15 protein-coding genes and 4 pseudogenes are annotated in these 20,698 nt (G+C 48.5%); 6 read left to right on the forward strand and 13 right to left on the reverse strand.

The window, feature by feature from the left end; genetic code table 11:
* The first annotated feature begins 111 nt into the window (after window positions 1–111).
* Both KME12_24075 and KME12_24080 read left to right on the forward strand, forming a co-directional pair.
* Window positions 112–798, forward strand: a complete 687-nt coding sequence (locus KME12_24075) for a response regulator transcription factor (GenBank protein MBW4490859.1) — start codon at window positions 112–114, stop codon at window positions 796–798.
* Between the two features lie 9 nt (window positions 799–807).
* Window positions 808–2,088, forward strand: coding sequence for a two-component sensor histidine kinase (locus tag KME12_24080; protein MBW4490860.1), 1,281 nt, complete (start codon window positions 808–810; stop codon window positions 2,086–2,088).
* Between the two features lie 22 nt (window positions 2,089–2,110).
* Here the strand turns inward: KME12_24080 and KME12_24085 are convergent, their stop codons facing one another.
* Window positions 2,111–2,440, reverse strand: a complete 330-nt coding sequence (locus KME12_24085; GenBank protein ID MBW4490861.1) for a YnfA family protein — start codon at window positions 2,438–2,440, stop codon at window positions 2,111–2,113.
* Window positions 2,441–2,588: 148 nt separating this feature from the next.
* On the opposite strand from KME12_24085, the gene KME12_24090 reads away from it, so the two are divergent.
* Window positions 2,589–3,305 (forward strand): TrkA family potassium uptake protein, encoded by a 717-nt coding sequence (locus KME12_24090; GenBank protein MBW4490862.1) that lies wholly within the window; start codon window positions 2,589–2,591, stop codon window positions 3,303–3,305.
* Here the strand turns inward: KME12_24090 and KME12_24095 are convergent.
* From KME12_24095 to KME12_24140, 10 genes and pseudogenes are all read right to left on the reverse strand, one after another.
* A pseudogene (locus KME12_24095) lies at window positions 3,262–4,193 on the reverse strand (cation:proton antiporter). The gene KME12_24090 and the pseudogene KME12_24095 sit on opposite strands and share 44 nt — an antisense overlap.
* Before the next feature lie 54 nt (window positions 4,194–4,247).
* Entirely contained in the window at window positions 4,248–5,504 is a 1,257-nt protein-coding gene (locus tag KME12_24100; GenBank protein MBW4490863.1) for a transposase, read from the reverse strand.
* Window positions 5,505–5,737: 233 nt separating this feature from the next.
* A complete protein-coding gene (locus tag KME12_24105; GenBank protein MBW4490864.1) occupies window positions 5,738–6,574 on the reverse strand; it encodes an alpha/beta hydrolase in 837 nt (278 codons plus the stop codon).
* 60 nt (window positions 6,575–6,634) lie between these two features.
* Entirely contained in the window at window positions 6,635–7,483 is an 849-nt protein-coding gene (locus KME12_24110; protein MBW4490865.1) for an alpha/beta hydrolase, read from the reverse strand.
* Between the two features lie 46 nt (window positions 7,484–7,529).
* Window positions 7,530–9,101, reverse strand: coding sequence for a GMC family oxidoreductase (locus KME12_24115; protein MBW4490866.1), 1,572 nt, complete (start codon window positions 9,099–9,101; stop codon window positions 7,530–7,532).
* 50 nt (window positions 9,102–9,151) lie between these two features.
* Window positions 9,152–10,078 (reverse strand): SDR family oxidoreductase, encoded by a 927-nt coding sequence (locus tag KME12_24120; GenBank protein MBW4490867.1) that lies wholly within the window; start codon window positions 10,076–10,078, stop codon window positions 9,152–9,154.
* 125 nt (window positions 10,079–10,203) lie between these two features.
* Window positions 10,204–10,473, reverse strand: a complete 270-nt coding sequence (locus KME12_24125; GenBank protein MBW4490868.1) for a DsbA family protein — start codon at window positions 10,471–10,473, stop codon at window positions 10,204–10,206.
* Window positions 10,474–10,794: 321 nt separating this feature from the next.
* Window positions 10,795–11,424 (reverse strand): response regulator transcription factor, encoded by a 630-nt coding sequence (locus KME12_24130; protein ID MBW4490869.1) that lies wholly within the window; start codon window positions 11,422–11,424, stop codon window positions 10,795–10,797.
* A pseudogene (locus tag KME12_24135) lies at window positions 11,421–17,467 on the reverse strand (AAA family ATPase). The gene KME12_24130 and the pseudogene KME12_24135 overlap by 4 nt, the downstream one beginning before the upstream one ends.
* Before the next feature lie 359 nt (window positions 17,468–17,826).
* Window positions 17,827–18,372 (reverse strand): transposase, encoded by a 546-nt coding sequence (locus KME12_24140; protein MBW4490870.1) that lies wholly within the window; start codon window positions 18,370–18,372, stop codon window positions 17,827–17,829.
* A 215-nt stretch (window positions 18,373–18,587) separates the two neighbouring features.
* On the opposite strand from KME12_24140, the gene KME12_24145 reads away from it, so the two are divergent.
* The gene (locus KME12_24145; protein MBW4490871.1) at window positions 18,588–19,061 is read left to right on the forward strand and encodes a helix-turn-helix domain-containing protein; all 474 of its coding nucleotides are present in this window, start codon (window positions 18,588–18,590) and stop codon (window positions 19,059–19,061) included.
* A 206-nt stretch (window positions 19,062–19,267) separates the two neighbouring features.
* On the opposite strand, the pseudogene KME12_24150 reads toward KME12_24145, so the two are convergent.
* Window positions 19,268–19,501, reverse strand: a pseudogene (locus tag KME12_24150) (ISAzo13 family transposase).
* Window positions 19,502–19,644: 143 nt separating this feature from the next.
* Between KME12_24150 and KME12_24155 the strand changes: the two are divergent.
* Both KME12_24155 and KME12_24160 read left to right on the forward strand, forming a co-directional pair.
* Window positions 19,645–20,149, forward strand: a pseudogene (locus KME12_24155) (transposase).
* Window positions 20,035–20,403, forward strand: a complete 369-nt coding sequence (locus KME12_24160; GenBank protein ID MBW4490872.1) for a hypothetical protein — start codon at window positions 20,035–20,037, stop codon at window positions 20,401–20,403. Before KME12_24155 ends, KME12_24160 begins: the two are co-directional and overlap by 115 nt.
* Before the next feature lie 80 nt (window positions 20,404–20,483).
* On the opposite strand, the gene KME12_24165 is transcribed toward KME12_24160, so the two are convergent.
* Window positions 20,484–20,698: IS4 family transposase (locus KME12_24165; protein ID MBW4490873.1), on the reverse strand; the 215-nt coding region annotated here is incomplete at its 5' end.

Below are 20,698 nucleotides of genomic sequence, written 5' to 3' on the forward strand. Positions count from 1 at the left end.
CTGCTCTACCTCAAAATCTGGCTCAAAGGGGATGTATACATTACCCTAAGTGCCTATCCTCAATCTTGCAAGCCACCAATCTCGCAAGCCACATAGGGGAGCAGCAAAGAAATGAGAGTTTTGCTGGTAGAAGATGATCCAAAACAACTGATGCCGCTGCAAATGGCGCTCTCTCAGGCAGGACACAGCGTAGATGGAGTCAAAGATGGTGAGACAGCTCAGTGGCTTCTATTAGAAAAAGAATATGATTTACTGGTTCTAGATTGGATGTTGCCGCGTGTCAACGGTGTCACCCTCTGTCGCCAATTTCGAGCAGCTGGGAAAACCGCTCCAGTTTTAATGATCACGGCAAGAGACACCACGCCTGAGAAAGTAACTGGATTAGACGCAGGTGCAGATGATTACCTAGTGAAACCGATCGACCTAGTCGAGTTCATGGCACGAGTCCGGGCATTGAGACGGCGATCGCCCCTTTGGCAAGGAGATACACTGAGCCTTAAGGATCTCCACCTCCACCTAGATACTCTGACTGTTGAACGGCAAGGTGCATCTGTTTCGCTCTCCAGTCGTGAGTTTCAACTGTTGGAGTATTTCATGCGCCATCCCCGGCAGGTGTTAACCCGCCACCAAATCGAGCAGGCAGTATGGGAGTGGGGAACCGAACCCGAAAGCAATGCAATGACTGTCCTGGTTCGCAAACTGCGTCACCGCTTGCAGGCCGTAGGAGCGGCTGATTGGATTGAGAGCATTTATGGCATGGGCTATCGTCTAACTCCCCCTGAAACGCATGAATCTTGAAGGCAAGACGTGTTTAACCGAAGTCGTCGCAACCTGGCTCGTTGGTTCACCCTTTCGATGGGAAGCATTTTGGTGCTGTTTGCTGGAGTGATTTATCAGATCGAGGTCAAGGATAAACTGGAAGCACTTGATCGCCTGCTCTACGACAAAACTAGAGTGATGGCTGCTAGCGTGCATTATGAAGTTCGTCAAGACCAGAGCCAGGTCGATCTGAACCATGTTCCGTTATTGGGCAGTGGCTCACACCCGCTTGCAGAAGATCTGATTTATGTGCGCTGGTATAACGCGCAAGGACAGCTTGTTCGCTTTTTTGGAGCTTCTCCCCCAGACCAGTTAAATGCGTCCTTCGGTTATCTCACGGTTCAATCGACTGATCCACTTTTGGAGAACGAAATTTGGCTTCGTCAAGCGACATTACCCGTTGAGGGCAGAACTGGAACTTTGGGGTATCTTCAGGTTGCCACTCCCCTCAGAGAGACTCAGCAGGAACTTCAGCAGCTTCAGATGGCGCTGACCCTAACCGTACCGATCGCACTAGGGCTAATTGCCCTCACAGGCTGGGTTCTTAGCGGCTTCGCCATGCAACCAATTCGGCAAGCCTATCAACAGCTTCAACGGTTCACAGCAGATGCTTCCCATGAGTTGCGATCGCCCATTTCCGCTATTCTGACCAACGCTCAACTAGGATTACTCATCGCCCCCAATGATTCCCACTACCATCATCCTTTAGAAAACATTGTCGATAGCGCGAAATCAATGGGTGCTCTCGTCAACAATCTGTTATTGCTCGCTCGTCATCAGGGACAACTTACACCAGAATCACTCAAATTAATCGACCTTAACGATTTGCTCAAAAGTTTGGCAACTCAGTTCGCAACCTTAGCAGAACAGAAAACTATCGATCTGACCTATGAGCAGCCTGAGCAATTGATCGAACTGTGGGCTGATCCTGATTTGCTGCGGCAGGCGATCGAAAATCTGCTCAACAATGCCTGTAAATATACCCGCGCTGGCGGCACGATCCGGGTGAATCTAGTGCCTTACCCCGGTTGGGCAGTTATTCAGGTAATCGATACGGGCATCGGAATTCCAGAAGCTGACTTATCCTACATCTTCGATCGCTTCTACCGGGTAGATACCGAACGCTCCCTGGAGAGCGGTGGCTTTGGTTTAGGGTTGGCGATCGCTCAGCAAATTGTTCAAGCTCACAGTGGGTCTATCCATGTAACCAGCGTTGTCGGTCAAGGTTCAATGTTTCAAGTCGAACTACCGCTCAAACTACCCTCCTAGTAACACTCTCGCAGCTTCTGTCTTAAACTCTGGGAGCGTACATCATGATCAGGACACCCACTAGGATAATGGTGGCTCCAGTCCAATCTAGGCGATCGGGGGCAATCTGATCGATTCGCCATCCCCACAGAATTGACAGCAGAATAAAGATACCGCCATAAGCTGCATAAGCTCGTCCAAAATTTGCTGGTTGAAGCGTTGCCACAAATCCGTAGGTTGTCAGCAAAATAGCGCCAATCAACGCCAGCCAGATGCTTTTTCCTTCGCGTAGCCATAACCAAATTAGGTAGCCGCCCCCAATCTCACACAAACCCGACAAAACAAAAATCAATAGTGAAAAAATGGTTGTCACGATAAATCAAGTCATTGCTCACAATATTGAGATTACTATCGGTTGGAAGGAACTCATTCACTGGGTCTTCAAACTCTATCAATCCGCAGCCTTCGGTAGCTGGAACGCCTATAGTAATCTGTAATAGTCATCCTTTAATGGTTTAGCGATGTATGTTGTCATTGGTGGCGCAGGAATGATGGGACTGGGGCTAGCTCAGCAGTTATTAAAACTCGGTCATACTGTTGCAATCATCGATGTAGACCCGCTGGCTTGTCGCTTTGCGCGTGAAAAAATCGGTGTGATGGCATTTGAGGGAAGTGCAGTTAGCACGACAGTTCTCTTAGAAGCAGGGATTCGGCAGGCAGATGCGGTGGTGGCAGCCTTGAGAGATGATGCGCTCAATTTAGCGTTGATCACCCTATCGAGAAGCTACAGTATTTCTCATATTGTGGTGCGAATGCGCGATCGCGAATTTCTAGAAGCTTACCGTTTAGCTCAAGCTAGCCACATTATCAGCACCGTTGATTTAGCCGTTGCGACCATGACGAACGCGATTGAATATCCTGAAGTCGAGTCGATGATGCATTTTGAGCAAGGGCAGGTGGAAGTGCTAAAGCTACCTGTTCCAAGCGATTGCTATGTAGCAGGTCGCACCGTTGCCCAAATTGCTCAAGATCCACGTTTTCCAAACAGTTCGCTCATCATCGGGTATCAATGTCACGCTTGTGCCAACCTGGAGATTCCCAATGGCAACACCATTCTTGAAGCTGGCTCAACCATCTTGGTCGTCACTCGCCCTGAGCTAGTCCACCCGATGATTGAGTATCTGGGTATTCACGCTAGTCATCTTCCAACGATAGAAGTTTCTCATCCAAATCTTTGACATAAGGCTGCACTAGGTCTTCGGGGACAATGCGTTTGCGGAGCGCATCGCTCACGGCTCCTTTTTCCGCCAGAAGCAGTCGCCGTCGAATGGCATCTAGCCCGCTGCGATCGCTCTTCAATTTCCCTGCTCGATATTGATTATAAAAATCACGCAGCGCCCGTTCAGACTCTGCTACTCGTGCCTGATAGGAAGCCCAGAGTTCCTCATAAACAGCCTTCGGTAGTACACCCGATTTTAGTAAACTATCCAGTTCGTCTTGAGCTGCCTTAGCCGCAATCAATTGAATTTGTAGCTTCCCTGACTGTTCCGTCACCTCCGAAACCTGACTAATTTTTAGCCGTTTGACTAACCAGGGCAAACTTAATCCCTGCCCCACCAGAGAGAACAGCACTGCGCCAAAGACCAATTCAATGATGTTGTCTCGTCCGGATAAGGTCAGCGGAATACTCAGCGCCAGTGCCATTGACAAAGAGCCTTTGATGTTCCCCAAGAACAAAACATGCTGCCAGCGCAAAGGAATTGGGCGGTCGAACCAACGCAGCCCTGCTAGTAACAAATAAACCGAGAGAATTCGCCCCAATTGGTACGCCAGAATCACAAGCAAGATAGACGGCAGAATTCTCCACAGTGTTACTGGTTAATCTCAATGCCGATCAACAGAAAAATAAATGTATTGACCCCGGAAATGTAGCGACATTGCCGCAAGTCAAAGGAGCGTACCCCTTGAGAAATCGTTCCTTCAATTCCCGCTCGAATCGCATATTGCTGCTTGAATGCTTTAGTTGCTTGACGGATACGAGCCGCTTCCAAGGCTTGGTATTCTTCCTGCACTTTGATTGTTAAGGTTCTTGGCTGCTCCTTGGCACGAGTACAGTGGGAACGCATCGGACATTTCAGGCAAACTGAACGCTTAAACTCGATATGAATGATGGGTTTGCCCTAGCTATCTTTCCCTGGTGTCCATAAATGGCTTTGTTTGTGGTTCGGGCAGCGAACGACTTTGCGTGTCCAATCAATTTCAAACTGAGATAAGTCAAAGCCATCTTTTGCTTTGGCTTGCCAACCACTATCGAGTGCAACTGAACTTAACAGATCGATGCCGTAGTCTTTTTGACTCTTCACTAACAACTGTGCTGAGGTATAACCCTGATCAACAACATGCTGTTTAGGTGCCCGTTCTTTGGCTTTTAGAGCTTGATGAATTCGAGGAATTGCTTCTTGGTCTGCGGTGGTTGCTTGGGTGGTTTCGACATGGGTGATCACTCGAGGCAATGAGTCCTCACAACTTTCGCTCAGATGTACCTTGTAACCAGTCCATTCTATAGAGCGTTTTGTACTATAACGAGCTTCAGTGTCTTGAGGGGAACGAAGTCGTAATGCCCCTAGTGGGCTATCCTTGGTTGTTCGCAACTCAATTGAACTTGTCGGTGCATAAAACTGTTGCAGCCAAACCTGACGCAATGTCTCGACAGCCCCAAGTGCTCGGATATGGGTCGGAGCCGCATCTGCATAAATGGCATCGAGTAGGTGAAGGCCATCAGCCCCCATTCTGCTCGCTAGCGCCTCCCATTCGGGGGGTGTCTTGGGAAACTGAGATTCTTCTAAGCGTTTTCCATAATGGTTGTACCACTCCTCGGGCACCTGTGCTCGTAACCAACCTGGTTCTACTTGGGCAATGGTATTGAGGGTGTGTCTGAGGGTTTCGCCAATCAATCCCAAGCGAGTTAAATCTCTGACTCTGGCAATCACATGCGTCGAGTCCGTCCGCTGCCGTCCATGAGCTTTCAGTAAGTCCTGCTGTTGAAATTGCTGCAACATGATTTCTAGCAGTTGTTGCTCTGCACCACTCGCTCGTAATCGATCGCGAAACTCACTTAACACGGAAAAGTTAAACTCAGCATCAGTGAGATCGAGTGATAGCGCATACTTCCAGTCAATCCGAGCCCGAACGGCATCGGCTGCTTGACGGTCTGACAGGTTCTCAGCAAATTGCATAATCGTGATGAGGGCAAGCCGCCAAGGAGTTTGAGCCGCATGCCCACACTGGGGATACAAGCGAGCAAAATCTTGGTCTTTGAAAAAGACACCGAGTTCATCTCGCATCCGCAGGTAGCGATTCTCTTTCGCAAAGGCAGCACAAGCCACATAAGCAGTTTCTTCGGGAATTGGAGGAATGGCTTGAGGTTGAAGCGACATTGAAAGAACTCTCCTCAAAAGATGGCCTGCTTCGATTCTCCTCTAATCTTTACGGCCACCGGCCTGACGCCAAGTTTTTTGAAAGAACTTTTAGCGATCAATTTTTCTCTCGTTGATTCGCCAACAGTATCGTATCCTGTCGCAATCCCTATACACAAACACACCCGGCAAACTTAGAATTCCGTCGTCATGTTGTCCATATCAAAATCTTTTGGTTTACGCTTTTTTGTAGCTTAATCTTCTTTGAGAAAATCCAGCAGCACAGGGTTGACCTGATCAGGATGAGTCCAGTTAATGGCGTGCGGTCCATCAGGGATAATGACAAGACAGCTGTCCTTAATAAGCTGCGGCAGCCTTGCTGCGGTAGATGCAAGCGGCAACATGCGATCGGCATCGCCATGAATAATCAGCGTTGGTACATCTATGCGGGGCAAATCGTCGCGGAAATCAGTCAGCCAGGACGGCACACAATCTAAAGTCCCTTTAGCAGAAGCCCCTGCTGCCACATTCCAACTTGCCTGAATTGCTTCATTGCTGATGCGATCGCCCAGCAGCACATCCACATTGAAGAATTCTCTGAAAAATGCAGAAAAGTAGGCTGGACGGTCTTCAACAATTGCTTTCATAATGCCATCAAAAATGCTTTGGTCAACGCCTTCAGGATTATCATCGGTCTTTAGTAGGAAGGGGGGTACTGGAGCCATCAGCACGGCTTTCTGCACCCGCTCTGAGCCATATCTGCCGAGATAGCGCGTGACTTCACCTGTTCCCATTGAGAAACCGACTAACACAGCGTCATGCAAGTCAAGTTTGGTCATCAGCGTGTTCAAATCCGCCGCAAAGGTATCGTAGTCATAGCCAAACGAAGGCTGACTGGAGTTGCCAAATCCTCGGCGATCGTAAGTGATGACTCGGTAGCCTTCTTTCAGCAACACTCCAACCTGTTTTTCCCAGGAATGACCACTGAGTGGAAACCCATGAATCAACACCACAGGTTGACCCACTCCGAAGTCTTCGTAGTAAATATCAATGCTGGCAGAATTTTCTTGATCGACAGTAACGTAAGGCATGAGAGTCTCCTTTTTTATGAATTGGTCTATTGTTTGATTTCGATAAGCACAAGAACAATCTCAGTCTTTATAAGAATTGGTTCCACGGCCGGTTTCGATATCCCGTAGGAAATGTTCGAGTACCGGAGTGAATTCTTCCTGCGCTTCCCAGAAAGGGGCATGCCCTAGTCCGCTCAGGCGATGACAGCGGCCCTCCCACAAATTGGCATACGCGACGGTATCGAAGTAATCAAGATTGACTAAGCGATCCGCGCCACCATTCACCACTGCGAGCGGAACAGGATTGCTTTCCACGATCAGACGCTGGTTCACGCCTTCTCCGGCACGCGCGGACTCAAACAGCCTCTTGCGAAAACGGCCATCTGCACGCGCGACGGCATTCCGGAGGAATGGCTCAGCCGATTTACCGATGATGCCTTCAACGAAGGCGTTGATCTCTGCTTCAGACAACTCCTGCTTGCCTGCGACGCCCAGATGCGGTGACGCATTGAATCCTTGCGACATCTGATCGTGACTCACAGGTGGGGCACCGCAAAGCATCAGCCCTCGCATCCCCGGAAAACGCGGAATCATCTCTATCCCGATATGTCCGCCAAGCGACCAACCAAACACGATGACCTCGGCTATACCCAACTCGTTGAGCAACTCGATGGTGGCGTCCGCAAGTCCGGGTAGCGTGTAGCTAAGTTTCGGATCGGCTGCGTTGCTGGACTGCCCGTGACCTGGCAAATCGAACGCGATGAAGCAATGTTTCTTCACGATCTGTCCTTGCATCTGATTGCGGAAAACGCCACGACAAAACGAATTGCCATGGATCAGCAGCACTGGTATACCGCCTGATCCAATCTCCTCGACTGCAAGGGAGCCGTGGGACGTAGCGATCATCTGCTGCCGGGTTGAGATACTCATGCGGCTATTCCTCCATGACACTTTTCATCTCTGTATAGTGAGCGGCTCAGCCAGCCACTTCCACCGCCTGGTAGGACGTCATCCGGTGCGCCTTCTTGAGGATGTCTGCTGCTCGTTCGCCAATGACGACGCAGGGGGCCATCGTATTTCCACTTGTGATCTCAGGCATGATGGAAGCATCCGCTACGCGCAGCTTATTGATGCCATAGACCTTCAGCTTGCCATCGACTACAGACATGGAATCTTGCCCCATCTTGGCAGTACACGACTGATGCCAGTATGTAACCGCTGCGTTGCGGGCGAAGTTCTCCATTTCGCTTCGACCGAGTTTGCCTGGCAGCGCTTCACGTTTCACCAGCTTCTCGAAGACGGTACTATTGCCGAGGTCACGGCAAAGTTCGATGTTGGTGAATGCGGCTTTCAGGTCATCGGGGTGCGACAGAGTATTTGCATCGATTACCACCAGATCCTTTACGTCAGGGCCGGAAAGCCTCACCGTGCCCCGGCTTTTAGGGTGCGCCAGACCCGCAAACATCGTCCAACCGTTCGCTGGAACCCCAAGGTGAGCCGTATCCGCGCTAGGCACCGGAAACTCAACCTGGCAGTGAAACATATCGGGCTGCTTGAGGTTGGGATCACTCGTCCAGTACAGAGTGGCTTCCGAGCCGCCATTTCCGATCGTCTGAGGCTCACGGTATTCAAAGATGCAGCCAAACGAAACGTGGTCTTGATGATTCTGTCCAACCCCAGGAAGGTGCTGAACAACGGGTATTCCGTGCCTGCGAAGTTCCTCTTCCGGCCCGATTCCCGATTGGAGGAGAACCTTCGGCGTATTGATTGCGCCGAGAGAGAGTATGACTTCCTCCGAAGCGTAGTACTGATTGCGTCTGCCATCCTGGATCACCTCAACTCCGATGACCGACCGACCATCAAAGATAAGCTTGCTGACCATAGTGTGAGTCAAGACCGATAAGTTCGGCTGATTCAGAAGAGGATAGACATACGATCGAAAGATGGAAGAGCGATGTCCGTTCCGGATAATTAGATCGTTTATAGCAGCGCCTCCGCGCCCTTCCATCATTTCGCCGTTGGGACTCTCGAAACGCGGAATACCTATGCTGTTCGCGGCCTCAACCATAGCCTGTGCAATGGGCTGGGGATTGTCTGCGGATTCCACGTGAACGGGACCGCCTGTTCCCCGACGCACAGGGTCACTCGCTCCCTGCCAGTTTTCGATCCGGCGATAGATCTCCAGAACGGATTCATACCCCCACGCCGGATCACCAGAAGCCTCAGCGAAGTAGTTCCAATCATTCTTGTGTCCTCGTGCCCACACCATGACGTTGATACTTGAGCCGCCTCCAAGTACCTTGCCCATATTCAGTGGGATTGAGCGTCCTTTCAGATGCGGGTTGGGCTGTGCAACGAAGGCCCAATCACGTTCTGATCCAAGATTCAGCGGCCATTGTGCCGGAGTCATCACCTCTGGCACTTCATCAGTTCCACCTGCTTCGATTAGCAGAACATTAACTTGTTTGTCTTCGGCAAGCCTTGCTGCTATTACTGAACCCGCAGGACCTGCGCCGCAGACGATGAAGTCGTAGTGTTTGGTCACCATGAGAGAAGTACCTCCAAATTTCGTAATGTTGATTTGTTCTCGCTTGGGCGTCAGACGGTCGGGATCGTGCCCCCGTCAATGACATATTCAGCGCCTGTGATGTAAGAGGCGCGATCGGACACCAGAAAAGCGACAAGCTCCGCGACCTCTTCGGGGCGACCTGGTCGTGCCATCGGGATTCCTCCAAGTGAGTCCATCAGTCCTTGACGTGCAGCATCAAGGTCAGCGCCGGACTCCTGAGCTAATCTCTTGATGAGTCTCTCAGCCGCCTTCGTTTCGATGAAGCCGGGCGCGACGGCATTGACACGCACCCCCTGAGGCGCAACTTCGTTTGACAGCCCTTTGCTGTAGGTTGCCAACGCCGCTTTTGCCGCCGCATACGCTAATGTCGCGTCGTGAAGCGGGAGCCGACGCTGGATTGACGAGATATGGATGATGACACCTGACTTCTGTTCAAGCATCCGGGGCAGAAATGCCCGATCCAAACGGACGGCGGCGAATAAATTGTCATTGAATGCTTGCTGCCAATCCCCATCTGTTAAGGCAAGCGCGCCGCCGCTTGGCGCAGAGGATCCGCCGACATTGTTAATCAGAATGTCTACACTGCCGAAACGAGCGAAGACTTCCTGCACAACTTTGTTCACCCCATCGGGCGTGCTAAGGTCAGTCCCTATGAACAGGTCGGGCGATTGAAGGTTTGTGGGAATTGAACGAGCAGTAGTCATGACCGTTGCACCGGCTTGCCTTAGTCGTATAGCAATAGCTTCACCGATGCCTTTTGTCCCGCCTGTTACCAAAACTCTTTTGTCGAGTAGTTCGGTGGAATCAGTTTGTATGTTTGTGTTTGTAGTTGTGTTCATGTTGCATGTGTTTGTAGTTGTGTTCATGTTGAAATCATCGAGCAATGGTAACAGTTCGAAAATACTGATAATGAAGTTCAAAAGAGATAAAATTATCTCTGTGACAATTCGATTCAATGAATTTTGTTAGAGGATGGTTGAGAAGTATCAAATACTACTCATGCGTTGGTATCTTAGGCAACCCCCCAGCAGATTTAGGGGACTCCCTCAGTACGGGGCTGAACCAGAAAAGTAGTTAGAGGCTAATAAGTACCCATTCTCAACACGTAGCCAACACTTCGCACTGTATGAATGAAGTGTTTTGCACTTTGTGCCTCTAGACAATTCTCCTCAGGAAAAACAGAAGTGAAATGCTGTTGAATGACCTGAATTAATCGATGCAGTTCTCCGCATGGAGAACATTTGTAGTTCCCATATTCCACAAGTACAACTGGGGCATTGAGCATTCCCTGGTAGTGGTCACGCTGGGAAGGTAGAACAAGGAGTTGGTTAGAATATCTATCTTGGTTCATCGGACATTCTGACAAAAGAGTTTCTCATGACAGTAGTGACTGCCATGACTGATGTTTATGATTCCTCCTACAATCGTTGAACCTTCCAATACATCCTGATCAAGGAGAAAAGAGGAAAAAGGATGAAAAGCAATTTGTTTTATTTTTACTCTTGACCCTTTGTTCTTCCCAAAATATTGGAATTTTGCTCCTTCATTTCGATAGCTTCAGCTTACAGAGTTGACAATACTTTGTCGCCAACTCAGCGTTGAGTCTTGGAAGAAACGAAAGGATAGGCACTATCTATCTCTGCGGCTAATCAGCAACCGAACTTAAGTTCAGTCACAACTTAGCAAGCCCTCGTTTCAATGCTGTAACCACCGCCTGAGTGCGATCGCTCACGCCCAACTTGCTCAAGATGCGATTGATGTGGAATTTGACCGTACTTTCAGTAATATTCAAAGCCACACCAATATCATGATTGCTTAAACCATCGACCATGAGATGAATGACTTCCCGCTCGCGATCGCTCAACTCTGGGTTGTTCATGCGTTGCACCAGCTTGGCAGCAACTTCGGAAGGGATATATTGTTGCCCGCTATGAACGATATGGATGGTATTGAGGAGCGCTTCGGGTTCAGCATCCTTGAGCAGATAGCCTTTAGCGCCAGCACGCAATCCACGATAAATGTCTTCGTCGCCATCATAAGTGGTTAGCACAATGATACGGGCATGGGCAAATTCAGCGCAGATGGCGATGGTCGCATCTACACCGCTCATGTGGGGCATGCGTAAGTCCATTAAGGTAATATCGGGCTGTAGCTGTCGATATTGGTCGATCGCCTCCTGCCCGTTGCCCGCTTGTCCTACCACGGTCATATCTGGCTCATTCTCAATCAAGGCGGCGAGTCCCTGGCGGACGATCGCGTGATCATCAACAATCAAAATGCGGACTGCTGCGGCCTGACTCATATCGCTGCCTCCTGATTCACCGTGACAAGCACTTCTGTTCCCTGCCCTAGTTGACTCTCGATCGAGAGCTGTGCCCCAATATGCTCGGCTCGTTCAGTCATCCCCAGTAGGCCAAATCCCTGGCTGAGTGTGGTCGTGGTAACTTCAAATCCTTGTCCATTGTCTTTAACTCGTAAAAAGCATGAGGTTGGTTCATAAACCAACTCCACTCGAATTTCGCCCGCATGAGCGTACTTGATTGCATTCGTAAAGGCTTCCTGCCCAATTCTCAGGAGATGATTCTCAGTTTCGGGCGGTAGCACATAGGGTGTGCCAATAATGTCGTAAACCAGACGGGTTTCGGTTAAGGATGACATGGTGGATATAAATCGCTCCAGTGCCGTCCACAGGTCGCCATCTTCTAGTAATTGGGGACGCAGTGCCGCAACCGATCGTCGAGCCTCTATTAGCCCACTACGAGCCAAATCTCGAACCGTATCAATATGCATCTGCACGGCATCTGGGTTGGTCGCGACTAAGCGAGAAACAGCTCCCATATGAACCAGAATCCCTGTGAATGCTTGCGCCAGCGTGTCATGAATTTCTCGTGCTATGCGGTTGCGTTCCTCTAAAATGGAGGCTGCTTCGGCATGTTTGCGTTCTCGCAGTGCAGCGTTTCGCTGTTCGCTAATGTCGAAAGATACACCCAACATTTGTACAGGCTGTCCAGCTTCGTTATAGATACCTCGACCTCTACTGACAAGCCAGTGAATACTATCATCTGGGTAAATTATTCGATGTTCACCTTCATAATCAGTATGAGTTGCCAGAGCGGTTGTAAGTGCTTGCTCAACCCGATCGACATCTTCTGGATGAACCCGATCGCGCCACGCCTGATAGCTAGCCTTAACTTCACCGGGCGCTACCCCCAGCAATCGGGTATTGTTATCATCCCAATGCACTGTATTCTCTAAGATGTTCCAATTCCAACTGCCGATGTAGGAGAAATCCATTGTCAGCCTACGTTGCTCTTCACTTTGGCGCAGGGCGTTTTCAACTTGCTGACGCTGTTCAATCTCTTGTGAGAGCAGCAATGTTCGCTCAGTAACTTGTTGTTCTAACGTTTGGTTGTAGTCGGCTAGCAGTTTCTCTGATTGCTTACGCTCGGTAATGTCTTGAAAGGCTATGATCGCATAGGCAACATTGCCTTGTTCATCAAAGATAGGAGTTCCCCACCCTTCAACAGGAATAATTGCGTTGTTTTGGTGAATATCTACATCGTCAATCCTGGTGCGTTCACCGCTCAACGCCCGGATGATTGGTAGTCTCTCAAATGGATAGATTTGATCCGTCCCCGTTACATAAAATTGATAAACCTCTGAAAGTTGCTCCGGGGTGGCGGCAGGATCAACGCCTTTACCCATCAGCTCAATGCCCTGCTGATTGACATAGTAAGGGCGACCCATGGCGTCAATAATGCCAATGCCTACGGGAACCGCTTCGAGAAATTGAGCCATTTGACTTTCGCTAGCGCGGAGCTTTGAGTAGAGTTTGGCCTTTTCGATCGCGATCGCTGCCTGGGTGGAGAGTAGATTCAGAACTTGGGTTCGATCGGGTGTAAAAGCTCCAGCCGCCAATTGATTTTCTAGATACAACACGCCGACAAGCTTACCCTGATTCAGCAGCGGCAAACAGAGCAGCGATTGCGTTTGGTTCCTTTGAATGTAGGGATCATTGATAAAATTTCCCTCACGAGTTGCATCACTTAAAATCACAGACTCATGAGTTCGGATTACATATTGAATAATTGATTCAGGTAAGCGATTCGTGATTGGAGTCGATTGCAGTACTCGGGTCGTGCAAACACTTTTACCTTCATCCAGTTCACAAGCAGCGTCAATTCTCCACTCGCCTGCGTTCTCTAAAAGCAAACATCCGGTTTGTGCCCCAGCGTTCTTGATCAGCATGTGCATTAACGAACTGAGCAACTGCTCCAGGTCAATCTCGCTTGAAATTGCCTGAGCTGCTTTCATCACTGTTGCTAAATCGAAAGCAACCTGCGAGGTATTAGAGGTGATTCCAGTTGTGGTGAGGATTAAAGGAGCGTTCACACCCGACGACTGAGCAAAGAACTGGGGATAGCGCGTTTCTAAATCCTTGACTTTTGCGGTTGCCCCCCAGCGTTCGTAGCAATAATGAGATTCTTTCATGTAGAGTTGAGCAATCTTTTCTCGATCTCGCCCTAGATAGAACTTGGCAGCCAATTCATAGGCTAACGCTTCTTCTTGGATGTATGCATTCTCTCTAGCCCCTTGAATCGCTTGTTCATAGAACTCTTCTGCCTCAAGCAACTGATCTAAGACTCGTGCTTTTTCTGCTTCAACCAAATGATATTTATGCAAATAATTCATGGGTGCATAATGTGCCCATTGCCTCATTTTTTTCTGGCTAACTGCAACTTTCTTGAGAATTTCCTCCTGCACTTGAGTACTGCTATCAAGATAGGTTGCGAGTCTTGCCAGAGAATCATAAAGATAGTACAAAGGCTGAAGGAAGGCACCTGTTAGCCGGATCAAATGAGTTTCTGCTAGGGTTGCATTTTTAACGGCTTGAGCATATTCAGAAAAGAAGTAGCATAGGCAAAGTTTGTTCAAATGTACAGTAAAGATAGTACTTCCATCATTTGCTGCTTCATATTTTGGCAGTTCATTCTCCTCGTTGTAGAATTCGCCGATGAGTTGAATTGGGCTAGTTGAGCGTCCCATTAAGTTTACGACGACCTGCCGAAAGATTTGATTCCAAGTTAGTGCCGTTTCCTGTTTGATTTGATGGATTGCTTTGCCATAGATTGCCATATCGCGCTCAACCTCTGCGAGTTCTTTTCCATTGGCGTAGGATTGAAAACAGTGGGTATAGGCGCAGTAGGCGGCAGATTCTAAATCTCCAGTTTCTAGCCCAATGTGATAGCCTTCCAGTAATGGCTTCAATAATTCTCTAGCATGTTCTTTCCAATGGATGATAAAGTTATTGACGGTCAGCAATGTTCTAGCTCTAAGTGTGTTGGTACGAGGCTGTGACAACAGCCGTAGAGCAAGCTGTCCAAATTGGTAGCCAGCCTCAATGTTTCCGATCATTCCGCAAAGGATTAACCCAAAGGTGGCATAGGCAAAGGGAGATACAACAGCATTACCGTACTGAATTGATAAGCTTACTTGTTTAGTCACAAGCAGAGGCATTAAATTAGGAACCGCAACATAGGCGGCGATCGTAATGCTTGATAGGATTCTCATCGCCGCTAGCTTGTCCGGTTCAGTCATCTCTGGCAAATGGATCAAGCTCTCAACCTCTTTCTCATGGAAGAGACCGGTGATTGTATCTAGTTCAAGGTGAATATCTGATTGACTAGGCGTTTTTGGGAGATTGATTTCCAGTTGATGCAAAACTTGCAATGCCGTATTGATTGCTTTTAGGGGTTGGCTCTGTGCAATATCAGTTTGAATTTTGACTTCGTACGTTTTCACACTATCAAGAATCGTTTTAGCTTCTTGTAGAACGATCGCTGCCCAGTATTCCACCTGTTCAAAATCGCCACACAGGTACACGACTTCTGTTGTCTCTTGATATAACTCTAAGGTCAGATCATAGTTTGTTTGCCAGCTAGAAGCAGTTAGCCATGCTCTTCCTGTAGTTAGATAGTTTTGCGCTGTACTGTAGGCGACCGCCCCTTTTGCTTTCTGCCCTGCCATCAAATTCAATTTAGCAATCTCATCTCGTTCGGGTCGAGATGTAACAAGCTCAGTTCCATGATTGAAATGATCGACAATTTCAAATAATCGATCTGATTGGCGCTCTAGCAATGTCTTTTCAAGCAGAGTACGACCAATTTGAAGATGAACAATTTGCTTTTGTGACTCATCAATCAAGGCATAGGCAGCTTGCTGCACACAATCGTGCAAGAATTTATACTCTTGAACTAACAAGTTCTCATCTAACTCAGAAAGAGGCTGAATCAATTCCGCTTGAATCGCTGCCAGCAAATCTAGAGAAATCGCTTGAGGAGATTGCTTGCAAACGATCGCCAACGTCTCTAAATCAAATTCTGCCCCGACACAAGCAGCTAAGCGGAGTATTTGCTGAGTCCCCTCTGGTAGTTTCTGCAACTTGAGCAGTAGCAACTCCACCACATTATCAGTCATGTTCTGGGCTTGGATCTGTCCCATGTTCCATTGCCAGCTTAAGCGTGTCGCATCAAAGGTCAATAGATTTTCGCGATGCAGCATTCGCAAAAATTCGTTGACAAAAAAAGGATTTCCCTTCGTTTTACGCAACACCAATTCAGCTAAGGAATGCACAGCGTCAGTGGTTTGATGCAGCGTTTCAGCGATCAACTGGCTTAATGGCTCTAGTGTTAAGGGTGCCAGATTGATTTCTTGAAGCACTGCTCCTTGTTTTCGAAATCGCTCCAACAGGACTGTCAATGGATGGGATGAACTCACTTCATGATCGCGATAGGCTCCAATCAGAAACAGGGATTGGGTTTGCTCGTCAAGCATGATTAGCTCAATTAATCTGAGTGTGGCTGAATCTGCCCACTGTAAGTCATCAAAAAAGACCACGAGTGGATGCTCTGTTGAGCAAAATACTCGGATGAACTGCTGGAAGATGCGATTGAAGCGATTTTGAGCTTCCGTGGCTCCCACCTCTGGAACGGGTGGCTGCTTGCCAATAATCAGTTCTACTTCAGGAACTACATCAATGATGAGCTGTCCGTTGTTGCCTAAGGCTGTGAGTAGACGCGATCGCCATTGCTGCAATTGTTCTTCTGGTTCACCCAGCAGTTGTTGTAACAATTTTTGTAGAGCCTGGGCGATCGCGCTGTAGGGAATATTGCGCTGAAACTGATCAAACTTACCAGAGATAAAATAGCCGCGCTTTGCCGTAATGGGTTTGTAGAGTTCCTGTACCAAGGCTGACTTCCCAACTCCAGCGTAGCCAGAGACGAGCATTAGTTGACTATGGGTGAATGGGTGGATGGGTGGATGGGTGGATGAGGAAATATTTTCTCCTGCCATCCCACTCTCCCACTCTCCCACTCTCCCACTCCCGCTACTCTCTCAAATGCTGCCCACAAGGTTGCAATCTCTGCTTTCCGTCCATACAGTTTTTGGGGAATGTGAAACCGATCGGAAATATCGTGCAGCGCGAGTGGGATGGTGTCGATTTGCCCGGTTGTTTTGAATTGTGCTGCCAAGTTTGCTAAATCTGCTTTGATGCCCCAGGCACTTTGGTAGCGATCTTCGACATTCTTCGCCATCAGTTTCATGACAATGTCTGAAACGGACTTGGGAATGGTTGCATTCAGTTCGTGTGGTGGAACAGGTTGTTTAGCAATATGACAGTGAACTAATTCCAGGATATCGGTTGTTGCAAACGGCAACTGTCCAGTCAGTAATTGGTAGAACGTTATCCCGAGTGAATAGAAATCGGTGCGGTAATCGAGCAACCGATTCATCCGCCCAGTTTGTTCTGGAGACAGGTAAGCAAGCGTGCCCTCTAAAACATGTGGGCTTTTGAATGGGGGATTGGTGCGGTTAAATCGGGTGGCAATCCCAAAGTCAATGATTTTAACAACGCCAGTCTCTAAATTGAGAACGATGTTTCCAGGATTAATATCTTTGTGAATGATATTGGCGGCATGGATTTTGTTCAGAATGTTGGTAAGAGCGATCGCCAGCCGCAGAAATGTGGCTAAGGGCATGGGGCAGAAATCTGGGCGCTGGCGCATCCATCGTTCCAAGGACTCTCCACCAAAGTCTTCTAAGAGAATAAAAAGCGTGCGTTGATAGTCTTGCTGACTATATGCCTCGATCACGCCTTCCAGCTTGAGGGAGCGGGTGATTTCATATTCCTGTCGGTAGCGCGTTAGTTCTTGGGCAGAAGGGTAATCTTGCTTGAGCAGTTTGACCACGATCGCCACCCCATCGTCTCGAATGCCCCGATACACTAAAGAATTAGAGCTTTCGTAAATTTTGCTTTGGATAGCAATCCCTGGTAAAGCAACCATGCAGCTTTTTTAGAGGAGTACGATGGGAGATACCTCAAACTATAGAAGACTCATCACAATTTTTGGCGATCACACCCATCCCAAATACATCCCTTCCATCCAAAAGTCCGCCATAGCCAGTCCAGCCTTCACCCGAACCTCAAGGCATTTGATGGCATAATTTACACCCTCCCCTTGCCACAGATGAGTGATGACTCACACTCGTCAGAAGCAGAAACAACTCAACCCTCCTTTTTACCCCAGGAGCATAGTAGAGTAGGGCGTGAGTTCGGCTACCTTTTGTCATTGCTTTAATCCTTTGCCCTCATACGTCCACTTGAATGGTTTAGCCATTGTGCGATTAAAGTAATCGATAAATTTCAGAATCTGGTTTTTGAGCTGCCCTTTACTCGCAGAGTCTGCTCGTTTGAGCAACTTACGCACCAAAATGCTGAACCACATCTCAATCTGATTAAGCCAAGAACAATGCTTGGGGGTGAAGTGGAACACGATTTTGTGGCTCTGGTCGCGCAAAACTCTGAGCGAGTTTGCATCGATTTGACAATGCCCGATTCCCCTTTGACGCCCAATTCAATCTCAAGTCCTTCTGTTTGGGCGACAAATCGCACTAATGATGCAGATTGGTGAATGTTCAAGCAATCCATCACCAGATGCCATTTAACTGCATTCGGGTCAGTAGCAATCAACTGTTGAATATGGTTAAGGTAATCCGTCTCAGTCCGCCGCTCACCCACCGTTGCTTCCACGACCCGACCTTGGGCGACATCAAAACTGGCAATCAATGTTTGTGTTCCGTGGCGAATATACTCAAATTCTCGTCGTTCTCGTTTTCCAGGTCGCATCGATTGGGTGGCAGCTTTCCGTTCTAAAGCTTGGATTCCAGTCATCTCATCAGCAATTCTCATTTTGAAGCATTTGTACTATAAAAGAGGCCTTGAACGCGATTTCTGCCAAAATTCTTAAACGATAGAATCAGTGTTTCAGCGTGTCAGTTTTTCAAAGTAGGACATCTGTATTGCAAGAAATTTCATAATGAGAATTGCTGTCATCTCATACCAATTTAAATTAGACAGAAGGCAGATAAGCTAGGCTGAGAGGAGTTGTTTCGTCCGCTCTGCTAATGGCTGGTGTCACCTCAATTGACGTGAAGGAAAATGTGGATGACCTCGTAGAACAGTTGCGCCAAGCAGCTACGCCAACCGCCAAAGAACGCTTGCAAGTGCTCTACTGGCTCAAGCAAGAGCAGGCACCGAGTATCGGCACGATCGCTCAAGCGGTGGGGAAACATCGCAACACGCTGCAAACCTGGCTATCGATGTACCGAGACGGCGGGCTTGAAGCGATGCTAGAAGTGAAGAAATCACCTGGAAGAGTGCGGGTGATTCCGCAATGGGCGGAAGAGGCCCTAGCCAAGCGCCTACAAGAACCTAATCATGGATTCCAGAGCTACGGAGCGGTGCAGCGGTGGTTGGCTCAGACACTGGGGGTAGAGGCTCAGTATCACGTGGTGTATCAGATGACCCGCTATCGACTCCAAGTATCAAATGTCAATTACGTAGGGCTCTTCCCAGCTTTTGGTGATCGAGGTTCTTGAGGTAGCCTTAAATCTAGAATCCACGTCGCTCAAGTTCGCGATCGCATCCACCTTCACCAAAAGCTCGGAAGAGCCTTACGTAGGCTCTTTTTTGCATAAAATCCCTCCTGAACTTGGCAGTAGATCGAGATGAGAAAGCAGAGCAGATCGTGAGCCGAGAGAAATGACAACTATGTGGAAGACTTAGGAGATTTCTGGAAATGAATTTACCCAGTAGCAGATTGAATGAGGATGTCCCATTTCGGTAATTCTGGATTGCGTTCCAGCCTCTTTTCAACACTGCGCATGTCCGTTTTGGTCAGAGAGATGCCTTTTGAATAAAGCTGTGAGTTTAACTTGACAATGGGATGAATCCCTTTGCAAGTCATGCTTTGTGCCCACTTCAGCATTGTGTCCACATCCTTCAATTGGGTGCCATTCCAGTGTTGTTCTAAGGAGATTTCTAGCAAAGAGTTTACCCAAGCCTCTAAAATATGCTTGGTTCTTTTAGCAATCAAGGAACAAGCATTTGGAACGCTCGAATCCGAGTGGGCAGTTGCTAAATGCCTCTCAAATTGAGGATCTCCGTTTGGCTGCCTCTAAAATGAGTGGAGCCGCTCGTCGTAGCTTTCAAGCCCAGATGACGTTGAAGTATTGTGACGGCAATGCTCGATTAGCGGAGCGCGTCTTCGGATGGGGCAGAGTCAACGTCGAAGTAGGATTGGCAGAGTGCCGCAATGGTATCTTCTGTGCGGGCGCTCAAGCGGGTTGAGCGGAACCAAACGGTGGGAAGATAGCAACCTGAAGTCGCTGCGGCTTTACGGGAGCTAGCGGAGGCTCATGCCCAACAAGACCCGACGTTTGAAACCTCGATTGCTTACACCCGCTTAAGCGCTGTTCAAGCGCTTGAACAATTGCGCCAGCAAGGATTTGACTCAGAGCAACTGCCTGCGCCTAGTACCATGTCGGTGATTCTCAATCGAATGGGGTATCGATTAAAGCCAGTGGTGAAAGCGAAACCCCAAAAAAACTCCCAGAAACAGACGCCATCTTTGACGACATCAAAGCGAAAGACAAAGGCTCAAATACTGGGACGGTCAAACGATTAAGCATTGATTGTAAAGCTACGGTTGCGATTGGTCAGTATTCACGAGGTGGACAAACTAGAGGCCATCATCAAGCGAACGACCATGATCTAGGCTGCCAGGAGAAATACATTCCTTGTGGCATTGGGGATGAGGATAGTGGACAACTGTATATTCACTTTGGCAGTTCCTACAAAACCAGTGATTTTATCGTCGATACACCTCAGGGGGTAACAAGAAGGCTAGAACAAAGACTGGAGGCGGGAAGCAGCGTGTAAACCTTGCTGAAGATACATTCGCTTATTGTCACTAAGCTGTAGCCAAGACTCTACCCAATCGGTGGCTAAGTCCATGCCATCTAACCAGGCTTGGGCATATAAACCACCCAAAAATCACTATGTCTGCGCCTCATTCTTCGCCCTTCTTGGGCTCGACAAATATAGCTAGCTAAGCCTTGAGTGCGAACTTCATGACCTTGGATGACCGCACTGGTATAGGCAAGGGCTAAGAGGACAAATAAACCGGATAAACGTTGGGGATTGAGACGAGTAGATTCGACTTGATAGCCCCCAC

The sequence above is a fragment of the Trichocoleus desertorum ATA4-8-CV12 genome, assembly GCA_019358975.1.
In the GTDB taxonomy this organism is placed as follows: Bacteria; Cyanobacteriota; Cyanobacteriia; order FACHB-46; family FACHB-46; genus Trichocoleus; species Trichocoleus desertorum_A.

Bases quoted from the DNA above. Each gene is read 5' to 3' on its own strand.
- KME12_24140 (MBW4490870.1), bottom strand. From the start codon at position 18,372: ATGAGAATTGCTGATGAGATGACTGGAATCCAAGCTTTAGAACGGAAA.
- KME12_24075 (MBW4490859.1), top strand. From the start codon at position 112: ATGAGAGTTTTGCTGGTAGAAGATGATCCAAAACAACTGATGCCGCTG.
- KME12_24090 (MBW4490862.1), top strand. From the start codon at position 2,589: ATGTATGTTGTCATTGGTGGCGCAGGAATGATGGGACTGGGGCTAGCT.
- KME12_24110 (MBW4490865.1), bottom strand. From the start codon at position 7,483: ATGAGTATCTCAACCCGGCAGCAGATGATCGCTACGTCCCACGGCTCC.
- KME12_24115 (MBW4490866.1), bottom strand. From the start codon at position 9,101: ATGGTGACCAAACACTACGACTTCATCGTCTGCGGCGCAGGTCCTGCG.
- KME12_24145 (MBW4490871.1), top strand. From the start codon at position 18,588: ATGGCTGGTGTCACCTCAATTGACGTGAAGGAAAATGTGGATGACCTC.
- KME12_24130 (MBW4490869.1), bottom strand. From the start codon at position 11,424: ATGAGTCAGGCCGCAGCAGTCCGCATTTTGATTGTTGATGATCACGCG.
- KME12_24125 (MBW4490868.1), bottom strand. From the start codon at position 10,473: ATGAACCAAGATAGATATTCTAACCAACTCCTTGTTCTACCTTCCCAG.
- KME12_24105 (MBW4490864.1), bottom strand. From the start codon at position 6,574: ATGCCTTACGTTACTGTCGATCAAGAAAATTCTGCCAGCATTGATATT.
- KME12_24100 (MBW4490863.1), bottom strand. From the start codon at position 5,504: ATGTCGCTTCAACCTCAAGCCATTCCTCCAATTCCCGAAGAAACTGCT.